The organism is Nocardioides daedukensis (assembly GCF_013408415.1).
Lineage (GTDB): Bacteria > Actinomycetota > Actinomycetes > Propionibacteriales > Nocardioidaceae > Nocardioides > Nocardioides daedukensis.
Genome location: NZ_JACCAA010000001.1, coordinates 1,647,105 through 1,667,808, shown reverse-complemented (window position 1 = coordinate 1,667,808; position 20,704 = coordinate 1,647,105). Strand labels below are relative to the sequence as shown.

26 protein-coding genes are annotated in these 20,704 nt (G+C 69.1%); 1 reads left to right on the top strand and 25 read right to left on the bottom strand.

The annotated features are described in order from the left end of the window. Window positions 1-92: 92 nt before the first annotated feature. The 21 genes from BJ980_RS08315 to BJ980_RS08215 form a co-directional block, all read right to left on the bottom strand. Window positions 93-536, bottom strand: a complete 444-nt coding sequence (locus BJ980_RS08315) for a flagellar basal body-associated FliL family protein (protein ID WP_179501862.1) — start codon at window positions 534-536, stop codon at window positions 93-95. Then, window positions 533-1,438 carry a flagellar motor protein MotB gene (locus BJ980_RS08310; RefSeq protein ID WP_179501861.1) on the bottom strand — a complete coding sequence of 302 codons (906 nt, stop codon included), beginning with the start codon at window positions 1,436-1,438 and terminating at the stop codon, window positions 533-535. Before BJ980_RS08310 ends, BJ980_RS08315 begins: the two co-directional genes overlap by 4 nt. Window position 1,439: 1 nt before the next feature. Beyond that, entirely contained in the window at window positions 1,440-2,201 is a 762-nt protein-coding gene (locus tag BJ980_RS08305; protein WP_179501860.1) for a motility protein A, read from the bottom strand. After that, window positions 2,201-2,503: a flagellar FlbD family protein gene (locus BJ980_RS08300; RefSeq protein WP_179501859.1), complete on the bottom strand. Its 303-nt coding sequence runs from the start codon at window positions 2,501-2,503 to the stop codon at window positions 2,201-2,203. The genes BJ980_RS08305 and BJ980_RS08300 overlap by 1 nt, the downstream gene beginning before the upstream one ends. Before the next feature lie 388 nt (window positions 2,504-2,891). Beyond that, window positions 2,892-3,746, bottom strand: a complete 855-nt coding sequence (locus BJ980_RS08295) for a flagellar hook-basal body complex protein (protein WP_179501858.1) — start codon at window positions 3,744-3,746, stop codon at window positions 2,892-2,894. 46 nt (window positions 3,747-3,792) lie between these two features. Then, a complete protein-coding gene (locus BJ980_RS08290; RefSeq protein WP_179501857.1) occupies window positions 3,793-4,275 on the bottom strand; it encodes a flagellar hook capping FlgD N-terminal domain-containing protein in 483 nt (160 codons plus the stop codon). A gap of 10 nt (window positions 4,276-4,285) precedes the next feature. Beyond that, window positions 4,286-5,539: a flagellar hook-length control protein FliK gene (locus BJ980_RS08285; protein ID WP_179501856.1), complete on the bottom strand. Its 1,254-nt coding sequence runs from the start codon at window positions 5,537-5,539 to the stop codon at window positions 4,286-4,288. Continuing rightward, window positions 5,536-6,513 (bottom strand): transglycosylase SLT domain-containing protein, encoded by a 978-nt coding sequence (locus tag BJ980_RS19250; RefSeq protein ID WP_281363718.1) that lies wholly within the window; start codon window positions 6,511-6,513, stop codon window positions 5,536-5,538. Before BJ980_RS19250 ends, BJ980_RS08285 begins: the two co-directional genes overlap by 4 nt. After that, window positions 6,510-7,007, bottom strand: a complete 498-nt coding sequence (locus BJ980_RS08275; protein ID WP_179501855.1) for a flagellar FliJ family protein — start codon at window positions 7,005-7,007, stop codon at window positions 6,510-6,512. The genes BJ980_RS19250 and BJ980_RS08275 overlap by 4 nt, the downstream gene beginning before the upstream one ends. Then, complete coding sequence (locus BJ980_RS08270) at window positions 7,004-8,302, bottom strand: FliI/YscN family ATPase (RefSeq protein ID WP_179501854.1); 1,299 nt, start codon at window positions 8,300-8,302, stop codon at window positions 7,004-7,006. Before BJ980_RS08270 ends, BJ980_RS08275 begins: the two co-directional genes overlap by 4 nt. Beyond that, a complete protein-coding gene (locus BJ980_RS08265) occupies window positions 8,299-8,991 on the bottom strand; it encodes a FliH/SctL family protein (RefSeq protein ID WP_179501853.1) in 693 nt (230 codons plus the stop codon). Before BJ980_RS08265 ends, BJ980_RS08270 begins: the two co-directional genes overlap by 4 nt. Then, complete coding sequence (gene fliG / locus BJ980_RS08260) at window positions 8,975-9,991, bottom strand: flagellar motor switch protein FliG (protein ID WP_343047744.1); 1,017 nt, start codon at window positions 9,989-9,991, stop codon at window positions 8,975-8,977. The genes BJ980_RS08265 and fliG overlap by 17 nt, the downstream gene beginning before the upstream one ends. Beyond that, the gene (gene fliF, locus BJ980_RS08255) at window positions 9,988-11,568 is read right to left on the bottom strand and encodes a flagellar basal-body MS-ring/collar protein FliF (protein WP_179501851.1); all 1,581 of its coding nucleotides are present in this window, start codon (window positions 11,566-11,568) and stop codon (window positions 9,988-9,990) included. Before fliF ends, fliG begins: the two co-directional genes overlap by 4 nt. 2 nt (window positions 11,569-11,570) lie before the next feature. Then, window positions 11,571-11,903: a flagellar hook-basal body complex protein FliE gene (fliE, locus tag BJ980_RS08250; protein ID WP_179501850.1), complete on the bottom strand. Its 333-nt coding sequence runs from the start codon at window positions 11,901-11,903 to the stop codon at window positions 11,571-11,573. Then, on the bottom strand, window positions 11,903-12,295 hold the full coding sequence (locus BJ980_RS08245) for a flagellar basal body rod protein FlgC (RefSeq protein ID WP_179501849.1): 393 nt from the start codon (window positions 12,293-12,295) through the stop codon (window positions 11,903-11,905). The genes fliE and BJ980_RS08245 overlap by 1 nt, the downstream gene beginning before the upstream one ends. Then, window positions 12,295-12,648, bottom strand: coding sequence for a flagellar basal body rod protein FlgB (locus BJ980_RS08240; protein WP_179501848.1), 354 nt, complete (start codon window positions 12,646-12,648; stop codon window positions 12,295-12,297). The genes BJ980_RS08245 and BJ980_RS08240 overlap by 1 nt, the downstream gene beginning before the upstream one ends. 164 nt (window positions 12,649-12,812) lie before the next feature. Continuing rightward, window positions 12,813-13,292: a hypothetical protein gene (locus BJ980_RS08235; RefSeq protein WP_179501847.1), complete on the bottom strand. Its 480-nt coding sequence runs from the start codon at window positions 13,290-13,292 to the stop codon at window positions 12,813-12,815. Continuing rightward, window positions 13,292-13,657: a response regulator gene (locus BJ980_RS08230; RefSeq protein ID WP_179501846.1), complete on the bottom strand. Its 366-nt coding sequence runs from the start codon at window positions 13,655-13,657 to the stop codon at window positions 13,292-13,294. The genes BJ980_RS08235 and BJ980_RS08230 overlap by 1 nt, the downstream gene beginning before the upstream one ends. Then, a complete protein-coding gene (locus BJ980_RS08225) occupies window positions 13,654-14,133 on the bottom strand; it encodes a chemotaxis protein CheX (protein ID WP_179501845.1) in 480 nt (159 codons plus the stop codon). Before BJ980_RS08225 ends, BJ980_RS08230 begins: the two co-directional genes overlap by 4 nt. Window positions 14,134-14,207: 74 nt before the next feature. Then, on the bottom strand, window positions 14,208-14,591 hold the full coding sequence (locus BJ980_RS08220) for a response regulator (RefSeq protein WP_179501844.1): 384 nt from the start codon (window positions 14,589-14,591) through the stop codon (window positions 14,208-14,210). Between the two features lie 2 nt (window positions 14,592-14,593). Further along, entirely contained in the window at window positions 14,594-15,478 is an 885-nt protein-coding gene (locus tag BJ980_RS08215; RefSeq protein WP_179501843.1) for a CheR family methyltransferase, read from the bottom strand. 62 nt (window positions 15,479-15,540) lie between these two features. On the opposite strand from BJ980_RS08215, the gene BJ980_RS08210 reads away from it, so the two are divergent. Beyond that, the gene (locus BJ980_RS08210; protein WP_343047743.1) at window positions 15,541-16,662 is read left to right on the top strand and encodes a protein-glutamate methylesterase/protein-glutamine glutaminase; all 1,122 of its coding nucleotides are present in this window, start codon (window positions 15,541-15,543) and stop codon (window positions 16,660-16,662) included. A gap of 150 nt (window positions 16,663-16,812) precedes the next feature. On the opposite strand, the gene BJ980_RS08205 is transcribed toward BJ980_RS08210, so the two are convergent. From BJ980_RS08205 to fliD, 4 genes are all read right to left on the bottom strand, one after another. Further along, a complete protein-coding gene (locus BJ980_RS08205) occupies window positions 16,813-18,456 on the bottom strand; it encodes an HNH endonuclease signature motif containing protein (protein WP_179501841.1) in 1,644 nt (547 codons plus the stop codon). Window positions 18,457-18,593: 137 nt separating this feature from the next. Then, window positions 18,594-18,989, bottom strand: a complete 396-nt coding sequence (locus BJ980_RS08200) for a hypothetical protein (protein WP_179501840.1) — start codon at window positions 18,987-18,989, stop codon at window positions 18,594-18,596. After that, window positions 18,989-19,366, bottom strand: a complete 378-nt coding sequence (gene fliS, locus BJ980_RS08195; RefSeq protein WP_179501839.1) for a flagellar export chaperone FliS — start codon at window positions 19,364-19,366, stop codon at window positions 18,989-18,991. Before fliS ends, BJ980_RS08200 begins: the two co-directional genes overlap by 1 nt. 11 nt (window positions 19,367-19,377) lie before the next feature. Next, window positions 19,378-20,697, bottom strand: coding sequence for a flagellar filament capping protein FliD (gene fliD, locus BJ980_RS08190; RefSeq protein WP_179501838.1), 1,320 nt, complete (start codon window positions 20,695-20,697; stop codon window positions 19,378-19,380). Window positions 20,698-20,704 lie beyond the last annotated feature (7 nt).

Here is a 20,704-nt window from a genome sequence, read left to right as displayed (position 1 = left end):
CCCGCCCAGGCGCGAAAAGCCGACCCACCGGGTGACCGCATGGGTCATCCGGGCCAGGTCGTCACCCACCCGTTCGGGTGGTACGGACCGTCCTACTGGGTGACGAAGTCGGTGTAGTAGACCTCCAGCACTTCCTCGTGATAGGCCTCGCGGACCGCTTCGGTGAGCTCGTCCTTGAGCTTGTCGCGCTCCTCGGGGTCGGTCACGGTGCTGACCTTCTGCCCGCTGAAGATCTCGATCGCGGCATCCAGGGCCTTGCTGCCGTCGGCCTCCTCGGCCCCCTCGACCAGCTGCAACGCCAGCCCAATACGCAGGTAGTGGCCGCCGGCCAGGTTCACCTGGATCGCGGTCAGCGGCAGCACCTCACCGGGCGCCGGCTCACTCGGGGCGGGCTTGAGGAAGAACTGCCAGGCGCCGCCGCCGAGCGCGAGCAGGACGACCAGCGCGATGATCAGCGTCTTCTTCTTGCTGGACTTCGGCGTCTCGTCGGCTTCCCCGTCCGATTTCTTGTCGGTGGGAAGTGCGGTCATCGTCATGAGCTCTCTCCTGCGTTCTCTCCTGATGCCTGCGCCGCGCCGAAGCCGTGCTCGGACAGCAACTCGCGTGACTCCGGCGGCAATGAGGTCAGCACGACGATGTCGACGCGCTTGTTGACCTGCTGCGATCCGGACTTCTTGGGGTCGATGAGCGGGCGCTCCATGCCGTATGACGTGGCCGAGAGGCGCTCAGCGCTGATCCCGCCCTGCTCGCTGAGTCGACGCAGCACGGTGATGGCGCGCGCCGAGGCGAGGTCCCAGTCCGAGGCGTAGTGCTTGGGCTTGCCCCGGGCCTGGTTGGTGTGGCCGTCGATCTGGAGTGCGTCGGGCAGGTCGGCCAGGACGGGGCTGAGCGTGTCGATCACCAGCTGGCCGCGCCGGGTGAGGGTGGCCAGGTCGGAGTGGAAGACGACGTGCCGCGAGACCATGCTGACCACGAGGCCGCGGTCGTCGATCGTGGCACGTACGTCGTCCTCGAGGTTGTGTGCGGCCAGCGCCGTCCGAAGGCGCGCGAGCACCTCCTCGAATCGGTCCGCCTCGTTCTCCGCGTCGGCAGCGCGTCGCTGTTGGGCCAGGGTCTCCTTGCGGGTGACGGCCCTGTCGACCAGCTTCACCTGCTCGGGGGAGAGCTGGGACAGGTCGTCGTCGGGGACGATCGGGTCGAGCGCAGTGCTGCCCTGCCCGTCGAGGACCGATGCCTTCTCGTGCATCATCGCCCCGCTCTGACCGAAGCCGGAACGCAGGGACTCCTTGAGCTCCTGATACTTCGTGTCGTCGACCTGGCTCATCGCGAAGAGCACGATGAACAGGGCCATCAGCACGGTGATCATGTCGGCGTAGGAGACGAGCCACCGTTCGTGGTTCTCGTGCTCCTCCTCGATCACCCGCCGCTTGCGTGCCATCTCACGCCGCCTCGACGCCGTCGTCGGGCAGCAACGAGCGCAGCTTCTGGGCCACGATCCTCGGGTTCGAGCCCGACTGGATCGCGCAGACGCCCTCGATGATGACCTCCATCCGGCTGACCTCGAGCTCGCTGAGACGCTTCAGGCGCGCAGCGATCGGGAGCCACATGGCGTTGGCCGAGAGCACTCCCCACAGCGTGGCGAGGAAGGCCGCGGCGATCATGTGGCCGAGCTCATCGGGCTTGGACAGGTTGCCGAGCACGTGGACCAGGCTCAGCACCGTCCCGACGATCCCGATCGTCGGGGCATAGCCGCCGGCATCGGTGAAGAACTTTGCGGACTGCTTGTCCCGTACCCGCTTCGCGTGCACCTCGGCCTCGAGGATGTCACGCAGCTCCTCCTGGTCGGTGCCGTCGACAGCCATCGTGACGCCCTTGACCAGGAACGGGTCGTCGATGGTGCGCAGCTTGTCCTCGAGGGCCAGCAGTCCTTCCTTGCGGGCGGTGTCGGCCAGGCCGACTATGGTCGGCACGATGTCGCCGCCGGTCTCGCCCTTGCCGGTGAATGCGCGCTGGATCGACTTCACCGCATTCTTGGCGTCCGCCATCGTGCCGCCGGCGATGGTGACGCCGATGGTGCCACCGAAGACCAACAGCATCGGGGGGAGCATCAGCATGTGCATCGGGTTCCCACCCTCGAGCACGTTGGCGATCACGATGAACGCGAAGGCCAGCGCCATCCCGATCCCGGTTGCCGGATCCATCACGCCTCCCTGTTGCGGTGCTCGCGCTGCGTGGGCAGCGTGGAGACGGGGGCAAGGCGGGGCTCGTCGTACGCGCTCGCAGTGGTGACGTCCCGCTCGTCCGCGGGGACGACGGCGCTGAGAGCGATGATCCAGGCGCGGTGGGCACGGACGAGGTGGACGATCTCGTCGGGCCGCTCGGAGACGACGTACTTCTTGCCGTCGACCAGGGTCACCACCGAGTCGGGGGTCGCGTCGACGCGCTCGATCAGGTCCGAGTTCAAGACGAACTTCGAACCCGAGAGTCGGGTCAGCGAAATCATGGCGCACCGTCCTTGTGCTGTGTGTCATGCCGGGCCGTCCATGGCCCTGCGAGATGTCTGATCGGCCGGTCACTGCCCGACCTGAGACATCGGTGCGAGTGGCTAACTGATGGGTTGGGAGCGGGCCCCGGACTAACTGATGGGCTGGGAGCTCCCAGAGGCCCTTTGGAGCGACCAATGCATCAGTTACGCGGCAGGGGCTGTCTAACCCATCAGTTAGGCAGCACCTGAGCGACCAATGCATCAGTTTCGCGGCAGGGGCTGTCCAACCCATCAGATATGCAGCACCTGGGCGACCAATGCATCAGTTACGCAGCACCCCCCCGAAACGCACCGATCCCCGGCAGCCACGAGGACTGCCGGGGACCGCTCCCTCCCGGGGAACGGATCAGCGCTTGATGTTGACGAGCTCCTCGAGCACCGAGTCCGACGTGGTGATCACTCGCGAGCTGGCCTGGAAGCCGCGCTGGGCGAGGATCAGGTTGGTGAACTCCGCGGCGAGGTCGACGTTGGACATCTCGACCGCACCCGACATCAGGTTTCCGCGGCTGCCCTGGCCGGCCACGCCGAGCTCGGCGGCGCCGGAGTTGGCCGAGGCGCGGAAGGCCGTGTCGCCGACCTTCTCCAGGCCGAGCGGGTTGGTGAAGTCGGCGATCGCGATCTGCGCCATGCTGCGCTGGATGCCGTCGTCGAACACGCCACGGATGATGCCGTCGCCACCGATGCTGTACGACGTCAGCTCGACGCCGGCGGGCACTGCGGGGGTGAGGTTGGCGGTGTTCATCGTGACGTCGACCAAGTTGCCGGTCGGTCGGCGGTCGGCGCCGAGCGCGTAGCCCTGGACCCGCTTGCCCGAGGTGGTGACCAGGGTGCCGGTCTCGTCGAAGTTGAAGGCACCGGCTCGCGTGTAGAGCTGCTCGTTGCCCTCGCGGACCACGAACATGCCGTCGCCCTGGATCATCAGGTCGGTGGTGTTGCCGGTCATCTGGGCCGAGCCCTGCAGGAAGTTTGTGCGGGTCGCGGCGAGCTGCACGCCGAGACCGACCTGGATCGGGTTGGTGCCGCCGGTGGTGGCGTTGGGCGCGGAGGCGCCGGTCAGCATCTGGCTCAGGGTGTCGGAGAAGACGGTGCCGCTGGCCTTGAAGCCGGTGGTGTTGGCGTTGGCGATGTTGTTGCCGGTGACGTCGAGCATGGTCTGGTTGGTGCGGAGGCCGGAGATGCCGGCGAAGAGTGAGCGAAGCATGGTGTGGTCCTTGTCTGGGTTGGGCTTGTCTGCCGTGAGGCGGGACTCAGTCGTCTGAGGCGGATGCCTGGGTGGTGGGTGCAGGCGCGGTCGGCGCCGCCGCGGCGGCGGCCTGGACGACCGACTGGATCTGGGCGAGCGGGATCGACGTGCCACCGATGTCGAGCAGCGGGCCGTCGGAGGAGAAGGTGACGCCACTGACCTGGCCGGTGGCGCTCGTGCCCTCCGAGGTCAGGTAGGTGACGTCCTTGCCGACGAGACCACTGGCCCCGAAGGCCATCTGCATGGACAGCCCGGTCGCGCTGGCCTCGGCCACCTTGGTCATCTGTTCGAGCGCATTGAACTGGGCGGTCTGGGCCAGGAACGCGCTGGAATCGGTCGGGTTCATGGGGTCCTGGTAGCGCAGCTGCGCCACCATCAACTCCAAGAACATCTGCTTGTCCTCGCTCGAGGACGACGTCGCCCCCGCGCCGAGCATGCCGTTCATGGCTGGCTGGGCGGTGACTGCTTCTGTTGCCGGGACGGACACGTTCCCCTCCTCACATGGCCAGGTCCACACCGGTGCTCCGGTGGGATCCGACCGTCTGGGTTCGTTGCGACGAGCTCGTCACAACGTCGGTGCCGTCCGTGGCAGTGCTGCGACCGGGCGTCCGTGCCTGGTCGTTGTTGCTGTCTGTGGAGTTGTGCTCGCCGTCGCGCTCACGCTGACCGTTCGACTCGTTGTTCGACTGGCCGGTCGCCTGCTGGTCCGCCTGGTTGGACAGCCACGAGCCGCCCTGCGACGTGCCGACCTCGCGCACGGTGATCCGTGCGTCCGGGGTGCCGAGCAGGTCGAGCATCCGGCGCAGCTCGGGGGAGTCCTCGACCAAGGTGCGGGCCGCGGCCTCGTGCGCGCTGAGCTGGACGTGCACGGCACCGTCGCGGACGGTCAGCACGATGCGTACGTCGCCCAGTGCCTCCGGCTGGAGCTTCAGGGTCACCCGGTGCGCCTCGCCAGTGCTGCCTGCGCTGGTGACCATCTCCGCGATCCGGTCGACGACCTGGGTGGTGACCGGGTTCGGTTGGCTCGTGGTCGCGGGTGCAGTCGCGTTCGCTGGTGCCGTGACGGCCGGAGTGGCAACGGTCCCGTTGCTGCCGGAGCTTGCCGTGGAGGAGGACGCCGCGAGCAGTGTCGGAGGGCCGGCCGGGTCTCCCGCACCTGGCGCGGGCGAGGCGGTGGTCTCGCTCGAGACCTGCCCGGCGACGCGGGCCAGCGGGTCGTCCTGGCCGGCATGCGTGGGGGCAGTCAGGTCGGGCTGCGAGGTCTCGCCGGCGCCGGCGCTCGCCAGGGTGGCCGAGCCGGGAACGACCGGCACCGCCGCTCCAGGGACAACGGCGACCGGCAGGCTCGACGTACCGGTCAGGAAGGATGCGGCCACGGCCGCCGCGTTCAGTACGCCCGGCGTACCGGGAGCAGTCGGCATACCAGGGGCGACCGCACCGGGCGCACCGGGGACGATTTCCGAGTCGTCGGGCACACCCGCCTCCAGAGCATCGGGAGCAGTCGGTACGACGAGGTCGCCGGGCCCGTCCGTCGCCGGGGGGCCAACCGCGCCGAGACCGATCTGCACCGGTCCGGGAGCGGGCGCCGTACCGACCGGTGACGTGATGACAGGGATCGACCCGCCGGGGGCCAGCAACCCGGTCAACAGCGCGGCGAACGAGTTTGCAGCCTCACCGGACCCGATCCCGGCCTCCGCGGAGAGCGGCGCGGCGGGAGACGTGGTCGGCGGCAACATCGGCATCAGCGTCATCGGGCACTCCTGAGCATCCCCATCACCGAAGTGACGTAGTTCTGTGTCTCCCGGTAGGGCGGGATCCCGTTGTGCCGCAGGACCGCGCCGGGCCCGGCGTTGTAGGCAGCCAGTGCGAGCGGCGTGCTGTCGAAGCGGTCGAGCAAGTCACTGAGCAGCTTCGCGGCGCCGTTCACGGCCTGGGTCGGGTCGAACGAGTCGCTGACGCCCAGACCCTTCGCGGTGGCCGGCATCAGCTGCATCAGGCCCTGCGCACCGGCACTGCTCACCGCGCGCGGGTCATAGCCCGACTCCTGCTTCGCGACGGCGGCCAGCAACGCCGGGTCGACCCCGAAGCGGGCACCGGCGGTGTTGAACAGGGACGAGTACGGCGTGGAGGCCGGCACCTGCCCACCGACCGGGTTCACGCCCGCGGCGCCGGCGACGGGAGCGTCGGGAAGGATCCGGCGGACCGCGGTCGGGGTCGCATAGACCTCGGTGATCTGCACGTTCTTGCCCGGCCGCGGGGCCTCGATCATCTTGTTGTCGCCGACGTAGATCCCCACGTGGTTCACCGGCGAGCCGAAAGCGAGGATGTCGCCGGGCTTCGCGTTGGCCAGGCCACCCTCGACCGCGCAGCCGGCCTTGGCCTGCTGCCACGAGACGCGGGGGAGGTCGTGGCCGAGGTTCTTGTAGACCAGCTGGACCAGGCCCGAGCAGTCCAGTCCCTTGGCCGGGTCGGTGCCACCCCACACGTAGGGCACGCCGAGATACTTCTTCGCCTCCTCGACGACCTGGTCGCCGCCGACGGTCGAACCCGTCGCACCTGTCGCGGCCGGCGGGGTCGAGGAGAACGCCGTGGCGGCGGTGGTCGGTGCGGTCCCGGACAGCGCCTGGGCGAAGGCAGCCGCGTTGCTGGGCGTGCCGATCCGGTTCAGCTGCGTCAGCTGGGTCTGGATCTGTTGGATCCGCATGGTGACATCGGTGACGCTCATGACGCCTCCTCGATGCCACCGGGCCGCGCGGGCGCCACCTCGGCTCGCGCCGCGCGGGCGACCACCGCGTGCCGCTGGTGCAGCTGCCCGGCGATGTCGTCCAGCTCGTGCGCCTCGCGGCGGGCCCGCTCGGCGCGCCGGGTCTCGGCCCGGCGCTCGAGCAGCATCTCGACTGCGGAGAGCCGGGTCTTGTCCTGTTGCCATGCGGCGCGCGCGGCGACGGCGACGTTGCGGGCCGACTCGGCCGCGGCCTCGGCAGAGCGCAGCTCGTCCCCGAGGCTCTCCAGCACCCGCCGGCGCTCCGCGAACTCGGCGCCCGGGCCGGCCTCGAAGGCCCCGCCCGCGGCGAGCTGGCGTCGTACCGCATCCGCCCTGCCCTGCAGCGACTGCGCCTCGGCGAGGGCCTGCTGGAGTCCCAGCCGGCTGTCCTTCTCACGCACGCCACGCACGCGTGCCACGGCCCGCATCCCGGCCTCGGTGCCGCCGGGGATCATCGGGCCACCAAGCCGTTGAGTCGCTGCCACGTCTCGGTGACGGGGGTGCTGTCGTCCATCGTCTGCTGGAGGAACGCGTTGATCTGCGGCATCCGGGCCAGGGCCAGGTCGGCGTCGGCGTCGGCGCCGCTGACGTAGGCACCGATCTCGACCAGCTCGCGGACGTCACGGTGTGCGGCGAGCATCCGGCGCAGTGCGGTCGCGTCGCCGCGCTGCTCGGGCGAGGTGACCGCCGAGGTGACCCGCGAGATCGACTCGAGCACGTCGATGCTGGGGAAGTGCCCCGACGTGGCGAGTCGACGAGACAGCACGATGTGGCCGTCCAGGATCGAGCGGGCGGTGTCACCGATCGGGTCCTGCATGTCGTCGCCCTCGACCAGCACGGTGTAGAGCCCGGTGATGCTGCCCTCCGGGCTGGTGCCGGCGCGTTCCAGAAGCTGCGGCATCAGGGCGAAGACGCTCGGCGGATAACCGCGGGTGGCCGGCGGCTCCCCGGCCGAGAGGCCGATCTCGCGCTGGGCCATCGCGATCCGGGTGAGGCTGTCCATCATCAGAACCACCTCGCGCCCGGCGTCGCGGAAGAACTCGGCGATCCTGGTGGCGACGAACGCGGCACGAAGTCGTTCGACCGGCGGGGCGTCGGAGGTGGCGACCACGACGACCGAGCGGGCCAGGCCCTCGGGGCCGAGGTCGTTCTCGATGAACTCGCGCACCTCGCGGCCACGCTCGCCGACCAGCGCGATCACCGAGACCTCCGCGTCGGTGCCGCGGGCGATCATCGACAGCAGGCTGGACTTGCCGACGCCGGAGCCGGCCATGATGCCGAGGCGCTGGCCACGACCGACCGGAACCAGGGCGTCGAGGGCGCGGACGCCGAGGCCCAGCTGGGTGTCGATGCGAGGGCGCGACATCGCTGCGGGTGCGGAGTTCTGCACGCTGACCCGGGGTAGGTGGGCGAGGGGCGCGCCTCCGTCGGCGACGCGTCCCAGACCGTCGAGCACCCGGCCGAGGAGTTCCTCGCCGACGCCGACGGTCAACGGGCCGCCGGTGTGCCGCACGGTGGCGCCGACACGGAGGCCGGCGGTCTGTGCCAGCGGCAGGCAGACCAGGCCGTCGGGGGTGCCGGCAGCGACCTCGGCCAGCACCGAGCCGTCGATCTCGACCAGGTCGCCGATCGCCGCACGCAGGCCGGTGACCCGCAGCTGCAGGCCGATCACCTCCGCCACTCGACCCAGGTGCAGGGGAGCCGCTACCGCGAGGGCCTGCTCACGCACGGCAGCGGTCAGGACGCTCATCGGTCCTGCCCCAGTACGGCGGCGACGCGGTCCATCGCGGCGGAGATCCGCAGGTCGAGGACGCGGTCGATGCACTCAACGACGGCATCACCGGCGGCGAGGGTGGGGTCCGCGGTGATCACGACGCCACGGTCGGACAAGTCGCCCACTGGAACAGAGGCGGCCTCGTCGGGGGAGAGCCGCACCGAGACCATCGGCTCGGAGGGGAGCACCGCAAGCACACGGCGTACGACGTCGGCGCCGGAGGCGGAGCGCAGCTCGTGGCCGACGAGCTGACGGGTGAGCGCCCAGGCCAGGTCGGTGGCCTGGTCCTCGATGTGTGCGCAGACCACGGATGCCTGCTGCTGCAGGGATTCCGCGGCACGGTGCAGCGCCTCGAGGGCTGCTGCGTGCTCCTGCTGCCGGGCTGCTTCCGCGGCCGCGACGTCGGCAGCGGTCGCCTCGGCGCCGAGCCGGGCCTGCTCCTCGGCACGCCGACGCCCCTCGGCCCAGCCCACCGCATAACCCTGCGCGCGAGCGGCGTCGCGGGTGCTGTCGGCCAGTGCGGCAAGGGTGTTCTCGGTGACGGCGTCGCCGCGGGCGTTGCCCGAGCCGAAGCGCGTCCATTCGCCGGCCCGCAGGTCCGGGGCCGGCAGCACGGTCACGTCGACGGGTCCGCGCAGGACCCGCGCCTCACTCGACGAAGTCATCGTCGTTCCCACGGCGGATCAGGATCTGGCCCTGTTCCTCGAGCTGGCGGATGGTGCGGATGATCGCCTGCTGGGCCTCTTCGACCTGGGTGAGGCGGACCGCGCCGAGCAGCTCGATCTCCTCGACCAGGTTCTCCGCGGCACGCTCGGAGAGGTTGCTGGTGATCTTGGAACGAACCGCGTCGGAGACCCCCTTGAGGGCCAGCGCGAGCTCGCTGGTCTCGACCTGGCGCAGCACCTGCTGCACCGAGCGGTCCTCGATGCTGACGATGTCCTCGAACATGAACATCCGGCTCTTCACCTCGTCGGCGAGGGCTGAGTCGAAGGCCTCGAGACCCTCGACGATCTGGCGTTCGGTCGACCGGTCGGACCGGTTGATGATGTTGACCAGCGGGTCCACGCCGCCGACCCTGGAGAGCTCGCTGGGCTGGAGCATCGAGGAGAACTTCCGCTCCAGCTGGGACTCGACCATCTGCACGATCTCCGGCGAGGTCTGGTCCATCACCGCGATCCGGTGGGCGACCTGGGCCTGCAGGTCCGAGGGCAGGCCCGAGAGCAGCAACGAGGCCTTCTCCGGGGTCATGTGCGCCAGCACCAGGGCGATCACCTGCGGGTGCTCGTTGACGATGAAGCCGCGCAGCTGGGTCGGGTCGGCGCGGTGCAGGAACTGGAACGGCATCTGCACGGCCGCGGCGTTGAGCCGCTCCATGATCTCGGCCGCGCGCTCCTTGCCCAAGGACTGCTCGAGCAGCTGCTGGGCGAACTCGAGACCGCCACGCGAGATGTGCGCGCGGGCGACGGCCATGTCGCGGAACTCGGCGAGCACCTTCTCGGTCTCCGAGCCACTGACCGATTCCAGGCGGGCGATCTCGCTGGAGATCCGCTCGACGTCGGCCTCGTCGAGGTGGGACATCACCTTGGAGGCGCGGTCCCGGCCGAGCTGGATCAGCAGGATCGCAGCCTTGCGGACGCCTGCGGGGCTCTGGAGGGCGAGGTTCACGGCCGATCCACCAGCCATCCGCGGAGCAGTGCGGCGACGTCCTCGGGCTGCCGCTCGACCAGGTCGATCAACTCGTTCTGGAGTCGCTCGGACTCATTCGACTCCTCGAGGGCGAGCAGTGCCGTGGCCGGCTCCACCTCGGGTGCTGCCGGGGCGTTGAGGGCATCGCCGCGCAGCTGCTCGACGACGTATGACGTGGCGAGCGCTCGCTCCTTGCTGCGGCGACGCTCGCGCCAGAACGCGAACCCGACCAGGAGCAGGACGGCCAGGATCAGGGCGCCGTCGCGGAGCATGGCGTTGCGCTTGGCAGCCGCATCGGCCGCGGCGGCCTGCTCGAGCTCCTTGGCCAGTGCATCCTGGGTGCTGGTGTCGAAGGGCATCGCGGAGACCCGGACGGTGTCGCCGCGCTGCTCGTCGATGCCGGTCGCGGCGGCGACCCAGTCACTGATCTCGTTGGTGTCGAACTTCACCGCTCCGCCGTTGTCGATCATGATGCCGACGTGCAGCTTCTGCACGCCACCCGGCGCGGTCTCGCGGAACTCGGTCGTGCTGTTCACCGCGTTGTCGCGGGTGGTGCTGCGCTTGTCATAGCTGGACTCGCCGTCGGCACCGGCGGCGCCGTCCATCTGGCCGTCGGGACCGACCACGCCGGTGTCGCCACCGTCGGGCTGGGCGCCGGTGTAGGTCTCGGTCTGGGTGGACTCCGCCAGGGGAGCCTGGTCGGGGTCGGAGGTATAGGTGCGGGTCTCGCTGCGGGCCTTGTCGAAGTCGAGGTCGGCGGTGACCTGGACGGTGGACTTGCCGGGGCCGAGGACGCGGTCCAGGGTGGCCTGGACCTGGTCGCGCATCCGGGTCTGGAACTCGTTGACCTGCTGCATCTGGGTGCTGGCGGCTCCGTCGACACCGTCGGGGGTGGTCAGCACCTTGCCGCTGGCGTCGGCGACGGTCACCTTGGCCGGGTCGAGGCCGTCGATGGAGGAGGCGACCAGGTGGACGATCGCCTGCACCTGCTCGGGATTGAGGGTCGAACCGGGGCGGGTCTTGACCAGGATCGAGGCGGTGGCCGGGTCCTGCTCGTCGGCGAAGACCTTCTTGGCGGGCAGGGCCAGGTGGACGACTGCCGTGTTCACGCCGTCCATCGCCTCGATGGTGTTGGAGAGCTCGCCCTCCATCGCCCGCTTGAAGTCGGTCTGCTCCTTGAACTCACCGGTGGTGAAGCTCTGGTCATCGAGCAGCTCATAGCCGCCCTTGTCGCTGGAGGTCGGCAGGCCCTTGCCGGACAGGGAGATCCGGGTGGCATGTACGTCGTCCTTCGGGACCATGATCGTCGAGCCGTTGTTGGTGATCTTGTACTTCACCCCGTTGGCCTCGAGCTCGTCGACCACTGCCGAGGCGTCGGCCGAGGCGAGGTTGCCGTAGAGCGGGGCATAGCTCGGGGTGGCGGCCCAACGGAAGACCATGAACCCGCCGAGCAGCAGGGCGCCGGCGCCGATCAGCACGATCGCCTTCTGGGCGGTGGAGAAGTCGCCGAAGGTGTTCTTCCAGCGGTTCAGCGCCGCCGTCATGTTCTGCTTCATGCTCACACCTGCATCCGCATGATCTCGGTGAACGCCTCGACGGCCTTGTTGCGCAGGGCGACGGTGAGCTGCGTGGCCACCTGGGCCTCACTTGCCGCGATCGTGTAGTCGTGGATGTTGTCCAGATCGCCGGAGGCTGCCCGGACCGCGAGCCCGTCGGCCTTGTCCTGGACGCCCTCGAGCCGGTCGATCCCGTCGAGCACCATGTCGGAGAACGAGCCGCCGACATTGGTGCTGCCGTTGACCTGCGCCGGGGCGCCGGTGGCGCCGACCTGCGGGGCGACGTACGGCGTGAATCCAGCGCCGCCGAGTGCCTCGATGCCGCCGATGCTCATCAGCCACGCCCGATCTGGAGCGCGCTGGAATAGGTCTCCTGGGCGTTCTTGGTGACCTGGACTGAAGCCTGGTAGCCGCGCTGGGCCATGATCAGCTGGCTCATCTGGCTGGCCAGGTCGACCTCGGGCATCCGGACATAGCCGTCCTCGTCGGCGAGCACGTGGTTCGGGTCGTGGACCATCCGGCCCTCGGGGTCGCTGACCGCGACGCCGCCGACCTCCACGCCGCCGCCGTCCTTGGCGCGTGCGATGAGCATCTGAGCCTGGAAGGCGTCCTGGTCGGTCGAGCGGGCGGTGTTGACGTTGGCGATGTTGTGGCCGAGCGTGTCGAGCCAGGTCTGGTGCATGCCCAGCGAGGAGCCGGCGATGCGCAGGGTGTCGAACGCGCCCATCACATGGCCCCTGCGGCGATCTTCACGAGGTTGTGGTGGTCGGTGATCGCGCGGGTGAGCACCTGGTACTGGAACTGCGACTGGACCGCGGCCAGCGTCTCCTTGCGCAGGTCGACGTTGTTGCCGTTCGCGCCGACCGGGGTGTCGGTGGCGGTGCGCTCGATGCCGACCTCGCTGAGGTTTCCGTCAGCGATCGCGTTGCGCAGCGAGGACTCGAAGTCGACGCTGGTCGCGATGTAGCCGGGGGTGTCGACGTTGGCGATGTTGTCAGCGATGACGTTCTGGCGCACCGAGACGCCCTCGACGGCGGCGTGCAGGATGCTGCCGACCGCGTCTGAGACGGAAAGGGACATGCTCGACCTCCGGATGATCCGGTTGGAGAGCCGATCCTTCGGCGGGGGCGAGCAGTCCCTTGCTCGCGGTGTTGATCGGCGTCGGCGTCGCGGACCTTTGGAGGTTCGGCCGATACCGTCCTGTTGGCGACCGGGCCTAGTCCGTTCGGACTATGCCGGACCAGTCACACCAGGACGATCGAGAGCCGCCCGGCGCCATAGCCGCTGATCGTCAGTGCTGCGTCCTCGCGACGCCCGAGGGTGAGCGCCCTCGCCATCAGCTGTGGATCGATCGGTCCACCGGCGGGAGCCAGGGCGTGCAGGCGCACGTGCGGTGCGCCGTCGACGTTGAACATCGCTGCGGCGATGTTGAGCACCTCGTAGAGGTTCTCGGCCAGGGCGTCGGTCAGGGCGCCGTCGGCGATCGCCGCGAGCGCCTGGTCCGGCGGGACCAGTCCGATCGCCGCACCGGCGTGGGCCGACAAGGGCAGGTCGCAGACGACGAGTGCGGCCAGCTGCAGCGAGTCGTCGACGTACGACGCGATCGTTGCGGGTGTCGCCGGGCCGGGGGCCAGTGGTGCCCCGGGGGAGAGCTCGACGTCGCGGCCGAGCAGCTCCGTGAGGAGCTCGCGGACCTGGATTGGTGCGGGCAGGTGCGTGCTCATCAGACCAGCCCGGTGCTGCGCAGGGCCTCGTCGAAGGCCTCGGGCGTGAACGGCTTGGCGATCAGGAACAGGGCGCCGCCGGACTCGGCGCGTTGGCGCATCTCGGCAGAGCCCTCCGAGGTGACGAAGCCGAACGGGACCGGGGAACCCGAGGCGCGCAGCTGCGCGAGCAGGTCGATGCCGTTCATCTCTGGCATGTTCCAGTCCGACAGGACGAGGTCGGGCGAGGTCTCGGCGATCTTGCTGAATGCGTCGGCGCCGTTCTCGGCCTCGACGATCTCGTGCCCGCCGTGGCCGGCCTGGCGCAGGGTGCGGATCACGATCTGCCGCATCACCCGGCTGTCGTCGGCGATGAGGATCTTCACGGGGTGCTCCTGGTGTCGTTCTCGAGGGAGTGGATGCGCAGGATGAGGGGTTCGTCGTGCCAGAGCAGGTCGAGGCGGGTGACCTCGGTGGCTTCGCTGGGAACCGCGATGTGTCCGGCCGCGACCATTGGCAGGGACAGGATGCTCGGCTCGGGCATCAGGCTCTTCACATTGCCGCCGATCATGTTGACCAGCTCGCCGATCGCGTCCGTGACGTCCTCGGGGGTGATCTCGCTCATCGCCAGCATGTGCCGGGTGACCGCCCGGGCGGCGACCTCGGAGACCTCGAGGGTGACCATCCCCGACCAGGCGCCGGTGACCCGCACCTGGGCGGACCGGGACCGGTCGGCCTCGATGGGTGAGGTGGGAAACAGCGGCGCGGCGTCGACGAACGTCGACCAGACCTCGTTGACCATCGCCATCACGTCACCCGCACCGGGCGCGACGTGGATGGCCGGGTGCGTGGTTGGGTGCATGGCTGGGTGCATGGCTGGGTGCATGACCGGGTGGATGACTGGGTGCATGGCTGGGCCGTCGCTCGTGCTGGTGGTCATGCCAGGGCCCCGTTGCGCACCAGGCCGAGCAGCTCGAGCTTCTCGGTGATCGCCTCTGCCGTGAACGGCTTGATCACATATTCATGGGCGCCTGCCGCGAGAGCCTTGACCAGGTGCCCGTGCGAGCTCTCGGTGGTCACCATCATCAGGGTGATGTTGCGATGCTCGGCGTTGGCGCGGACGCGGGTGACGAACGTGTAGCCGTCCATCACCGGCATGTTCCAGTCGATCAGGCACAGGTCGGGCACCGGCCCATGCGCGATCGCGTCGAGCGCCTCCTGGCCGTTGCCGGCCTCGGCGGTGCTGAAGCCGAGACCGGTGAGGATCCGGTTCAGGATGATCCGCATGGTGCGGGAGTCGTCAATGATCAGCGCATGCATGCTCAGGCCCCTGTCAGGACGGTCTGTTGTGGCCGAGGTGCAGCAGCCACACGGTAAGTGGATGCGCCGGCTGGCGCGTGGCCGGAGGGTCGGTGCAGCTGAACCCGACCGGCGCTCTCGCGCTCCCAGTGCGTCTCCATGTCCAAGGTGGTCTCCGTGGAGCCGAGCAGCAGATAGCCGTCCGGGGCGGTGACCTGGTGCATCCGGGACAGGATGTCGCGCTTGCTGTCGAGGTCGAAGTAGATCAGCACGTTGCGCAGGAAGACGATGTCGAAGCTCGGCAGGACGGGGAACGGCGCGGCGAGGTTCAGGTGCCTGACCTCGACCATGTTGCGCAGGTTCTCGGCGATCTCCCACTCGGAGCCGACCCGGGTGAAGTGCTTGACCAGCAGGGTGGCGGGCAGGCCGCGGTTCATCTCGACCATGCCGTACCTTCCGGTGCGGACTCGCTCGAGCATTGCGGTGGAGATGTCGGTCGCGGTGATCTGCGCCGTCCAGCCGCTCGGCAGGTGCTGGTCCAGCAGCATGGCGAGGCTGTAGGCCTCCTGGCCACTCGAGCAGGCGGCGGACCAGATCCTCAGGTGGCGGGTGTGTGCGCGTGCGGCGAGCAGCGCGGGCAACATCGTGTCGGTGAAGGCCTGGTAGGGGGCGTTGTCGCGGAACCACGACGTCTCGTTGATGGTGAGCGCGTCGATGGCGTCCTGCTGGTGGGCCGGGTCGCGGAGCACCAGGGAGACATAGGCGTCGACGTCGGCGCAGCCCGCCGCGCGGGCGAGCGGGAGGAGTCGCGCCTCGACAAGATATTCCTTGCCGGGTTCATAGAGCATCGCCGTTTCGCGGCGGGTCAACGCTGCGATCTGGGCGAAGCTCGAGCTGGAGATGGGCACGATCCACACATCGTCCGCGGGGCGCGGATCATGAGGTTTTCCCAGATCCCCCTCAGTGTGAGGTGGGCGCTGCCGATGAGGACCAGGTGATCAGGGTTCTGGTGGTGGACGATTCAGCACTGGTGCGCCGGTTGGTCACCACGGCGCTCACCGGGGATCCCGGCATCGAGGTGGTCGGCGTCGCCGTCAACGGTCTCGATGCGATCGCCAAGACCGACGAGCTGTTGCCCGACGTCGTGACGCTCGACATCGAGATGCCCGAGCTGGATGGCTTGGGTGCCTTGCGGATCATCCGCGAACGGCATCCACGCCAGGCCGTGATCATGTTCTCGACGTTGACCGAGCGAGGTGCGCGCCAGACTCTCGAGGCGTTGTCGCTGGGAGCCGCCGACTACCTGACCAAGCCGTCGGCGAGCGGTGGCGGGGTGAGTGAGGCAGTGGCGACGGTGCGCGAGCAGCTGGTTCCGAGGATCAAGGCACTTGCCGGAGTACGCCTTATCGCTGCGGCAGTCCCCGCCAGCCGGATCCAGGCGCCGGACGTTCGGGGTCAGGAGCCGGTTGCCCCCGGTCACGGAATCGCTGCTCGCAGCCAGGAGCTGGCCGCGCCCAGCCTGGGCATCGAAGCTGTCGTGATCGGCTGCTCCACCGGCGGTCCGGATGCGCTGGCCAGGATCTTTGCCGACCTTGATTCCGACTTCCCGGTCCCGATCGCGGTGGTGCAGCACATGCCACCGATCTTCACCCGGATGCTGGCCGAACGGTTGAACAAGGTCTCCGGCCTGGAAGTGCGCGAAGCCGTCGACGGCGACGAGTGGCGACCCGGCCTCGCGCTCCTGGCGCCGGGGGACTTCCACCTGAAGCTGCGCCGCGGACCCACGCGCGTCGACGTGTTCCTCGACCAGTCGGAGCCGGAGAACTTCTGCCGCCCGGCGGTCGACGCGCTCTTCCGTTCCGCGCTCTCGGTCTTCGGTGGCAACGTGCTCGCCTGTGTCTTGACCGGGATGGGCCAGGACGGGCTCGTCGGCGCGGGCGAGCTCGCGTGCCGGGGGGCGACCATCGTCGTCCAGGATGAGCCGAGCTCGGTGGTCTGGGGGATGCCGGGCGCAGTGGCCGAGGCAGGCCTGGCCCACGAGACGGTCCCGCTTGATCAGATCGCTCGGCGTCTCGTCCGGCTCAGCACGTGACCTGAGCACGTGACCTGAGCACGTGACCTGAACCTGAGCACGTCCTCCACTATCGGCGTGCGTCTGCGGAGGCCCGTCACTCTCGATGCTGAGCGCACCGCGGGGCCGAGTCACGCTGCTGGTGTGCCGGGTGCGGGTGCTTGGAGCGGTTCACGCCGCCAGGTTGGCGGCGTGCTCGTCCGGCGGATCGAGTGGGGTGGTGCCTTGTCCGGGCGTGACGCGCCATCGCTGTTGATAGGGGTCGGTCCACAGGTAGGACCCGTCGGGTTCGCGGTGGTAGGTCCAGCCGGTGAAGGTTTTCATCCGGTGATGGCCTCGGCACAGGCAGGCGAGGTTGTCGGGGTTGGTCTGACCTGGTGGGCCGTGGGGGTCGTAGGCCTTGATGTGGTCCAGGTCGGTGCGGGTCGCGGGGATGGTGCAGTAGGGGAACACGCAGTGCTGGTCGCGGAGTTGGACCTGTTCGCGCATCGGGTCGGGTGGGTCGTGCTGGTCGACGGCCCAGTGCTGATTGAGGTCGATCACTGGCGTGATCCGGGCGTTCGATCCGAGCCGGGACAGCCAGTCCTGGACCAGGCTCAGGAGCTGGGCTCGGAGTCTGCCGGCGTCGACCACCTTCGTGTTGGGGTCGAGGTCGCCGCGCAGGGTGCGGATGATGTCGGCGAGGGTGAAGTGCAGGTAGAGCTTGGCGGCGACGTAGGACCGGGTCGCGGGGACCGGTTCGCCGGTGGTGGGGTGGATCGGGTCGCCGAACCCGGCCGCGACTGCGGCGGCGCGGGCTGCGTTCGCTGCGTCGTACTCGGCTTCTGCGGTGGCTCGTGCGTCAGCGAGCACGTCGGCCAGGGTGGGGCCGCTGGTGTCGCCAGGGCCAGCCCCTGCCTCGCTTGCGGCTCGGGCTGTGGCCATCGCGTCGAGGACCGCGTCCTTGGTGTAGTCGGCCGGGCAGTCCTCGGGAGTCATCGGACCCGATCGTCGTCCGGCCGGGGCGTCCGAGTCGCTGCTGGTGAGGTCGAGGGTGTCTTGGCAGGTGGCGTGCCGGTCGGCGATGACGCCGAGTGCTTTGGCTTTGCGTTGGGCGTGGGTGTCGGGGTCACCCAGGCGACCGAGGGTGGTGGCTTCGTCGTTGATCAGCTGGTGGAATTTTTCCAGGTCGAGGCTGTCCCCGATCGCGTCCAGTCGTGAGGTGCCGGGCGCGTAGCCGGCGTCGTGGTTCACGCGCACGTCCCAGTCGTCCTTGCCGGTCTCGGGCTTCTTGACCAGTTCGGGGTGGAAGGTGGCGATGGCTTGGCGGATGGTCTCGTCCACGGCCTTGGGCCGGTAACCCCGCCCGTCGAGTTGCTGGTCGATCCAGTTGACGCAGTTGTGGGAGAGCCGGGTGGTGTCGCGGGCGATCTGGGCCGCGGTCCAGACCGGCAGCTCCAGTGCCACGACTCGGGCCCAGGTGCGTGGCAGGCGGTGCTGTAGGTCGAGGGCGTCGGAGAGGATCTGTGCCGCGGTTCCGGTGGACAGGCCTGCGGTGGCGGCGTAGGCCTCGACGGCGAAGACCGCTACACCGGGTGTTCCTTCGCCGCCGACGCGGGAGTCGCATCCGGACAGGCCCGGCAGCCTGACGTCACCGAACGTGGCAGCGTCGCCGTCATCGAGGAGCGGGTGGGTGATGCACCACTGGTGGGCCACCGCGTAGCGCCGTGCCGCGATTGCGAGGGCGTCTCGCGAGAGCCCGGAGACCTCTGAACACAGCGCAGCACCGTCGAGGTCCTCGACCCCGAACGTCGCAGTGCTTGCCGTGTTCTTCATACCGAGAACTCAATCAGGGATCACTGACAACCAGACCCCGGAACAGGCCCCAGACCCCGCAATGTGGACACGGAAACCAGGAAAGTCTCACGGACGGGAGCGCGGGATCGGTGCCAAGGATTCCCAGGCGGGGGCGGTCAGACCCGCAGGTCCAGATAGGCCGGAGCGACCGGCCGCGCGGTGGCCGCGTCGACCTGACGGGTGAGCCGTGCGTGCCCCCGGTTGGTGCTGACATGTTCGGCGAGCTCACGGCGTACGACGCCCTGCCGCACCGCGATCGACTGTGCGCGGGGGACGAGTGCAGTGGGGATCTGGCCGGGCAGGTCGGGTACCGACCAGGTGCTGGTGGCCAGGATGATCGCCTCCATCCCGTCGGAGAGATCATCGCTGGCGAGCCACGCCACGATCCGCTCCACGGCCTGCTCGAGCTCATCGAGCGCAGCCGCCCAGACGTCGTGGTTCGAGTGCGGTCGCTGAGGCTGAACAAGGGCCGCCAGGGAGGTCCCCGACGCGTGGGCGTGTTGTGCAGTCATCAGCTGGCCACCGCCGCGAGTGCTGCCTCGCGCCAGGTGTTGCAGAGCTGGCGGGCCAGGCCCAGGCAGTGCTCGGTTGCGGAGGCGTCGCGGTGGATGTTGGCGTGCACCAGCTGGCGGGACATGTGGTCATAGAGGGCGGTCAGGCTGGCGGCTCCCTCCCACACGTCGGGGCGCAGGCTGGTCGTCAGCTCGGTGAGGATGTCCTGGGCATGGATCAGCTGGGTGTGCGCGCCGGCGAAGTCGGCCGCCTGCTGAGCCTGGAGACCGCGCTCGATGTCGAGCACGAGTCGCTCGCAGAGCATGACCAGGAGCCGGGCGGGACTGGCTGTGGTCACCGAGGACGCCAGATAGGCGTTGCGGGCGTTGGGGTTCATGGCAGGCTCCTTCAGCTGTTCGAGCTGGGAAGTGTGGAGATCTGGCCGGCGAGCCAGGTCGATTGACTGTTCATGGAGGAGAGAGCGACCTCGAGCGCGGTGTACTGCCGTTCCAGGGACGTGCGGCGCAGCTCGAGGCGGGCGTCCCACGCCTCGATGCCCTTTTGGAGGGTGGAGATCGAGCTGTTGCGACCGGTGATCGCCGAGGTGAGGGTGCCGGTGGTGCTGTCGCTGGCGGTCTTGGCGACGTGTTCCACGCGCGCTGCGAAGCCGGTCGGTCCGGTGAAGGCCGCTGCCACGGCGGCCGGGTCGGCGGCCAGGGCCTCCTTGAACTTCGCCTCGTCGAAGACCAGCTTCCCGTAGCGGTCGGTCTGGAGACCGAAGGGTGCCATCGAGGTGTTGCTCGCCGGATAGACGGACTGCTGGAGGTCCGTGGCCAGGCTCCGGACCGACGAGATGCCGGCGAGGGGTCCGTTGGTCTTGGTCGCGGCGCTGTACGACGATGCCGAGCTGATCGTGCCGACCAACGAGTTGAGCTGGTCGACCAACGCCTTCACCGACGAAGCGGCAGCGGTCCCGTCGTTCTCGACCGAGACCTGGCTGGTCTTGCCGACCGAGTCGGCCGAGACCGAGATCGTCAGGCCGGGAACCACATCGGTGAACGTGTTGGTCGAGGAGTGGACCGTGTTGCCCTCGATGCGGATCGCTGCGTCCTGGGCCGCGGTGACCACAGCGCCCGGGAAGACGTCGGTGCCGTCGGAGTTGGTCAGGGTGAACTGCTCCGCGACTCCCGTCTCGATGCTCTGGACGAGGAGCTTGTGGGTGCCGTCGTCGAGCTTGACGGTGGTGGCGGTGACGCCGGTGCCGGAGGCATTGAGTGCGCGGACGACGCCGGCGAGTGTGCCGTCGTCGGTCTCGAGCTCGCGGACCTCACCGCCGACGGTGAGGTTGATCGTCGTACCGCCGGTGACCACGACGCCATCGAGCGCGCCAGCTGCGGTGGACTGCATCCGGTGGCGGGTGGCGACCTGGTCGACCGTCAAGGAGAAGGCGCTCTGCTGGGCGCCTGAGCCTGCGCTGACGGTGATCGAGCTCTCCGAGCTCTTGGCCTTGAGCGGTGCCCAGTTGCTGGGGTCCTTCAGTGCCGCGGCCTTGGTGGCCAGGCTTGCCGTGGTGCCATTGAGCGACTGCAGGCTGGTGAGCGCGCTCTGCTCGGAGTTGAGGCGGTTGACCAGCTTTCTCTGGCTGATCGCCTCCAGCTGCATGAGCTGGTCGATGATGCCGGCGGTGTCGAGACCGCTCGCCAAGCCGCTGATGCTGCTCGTGGCCATCATGACC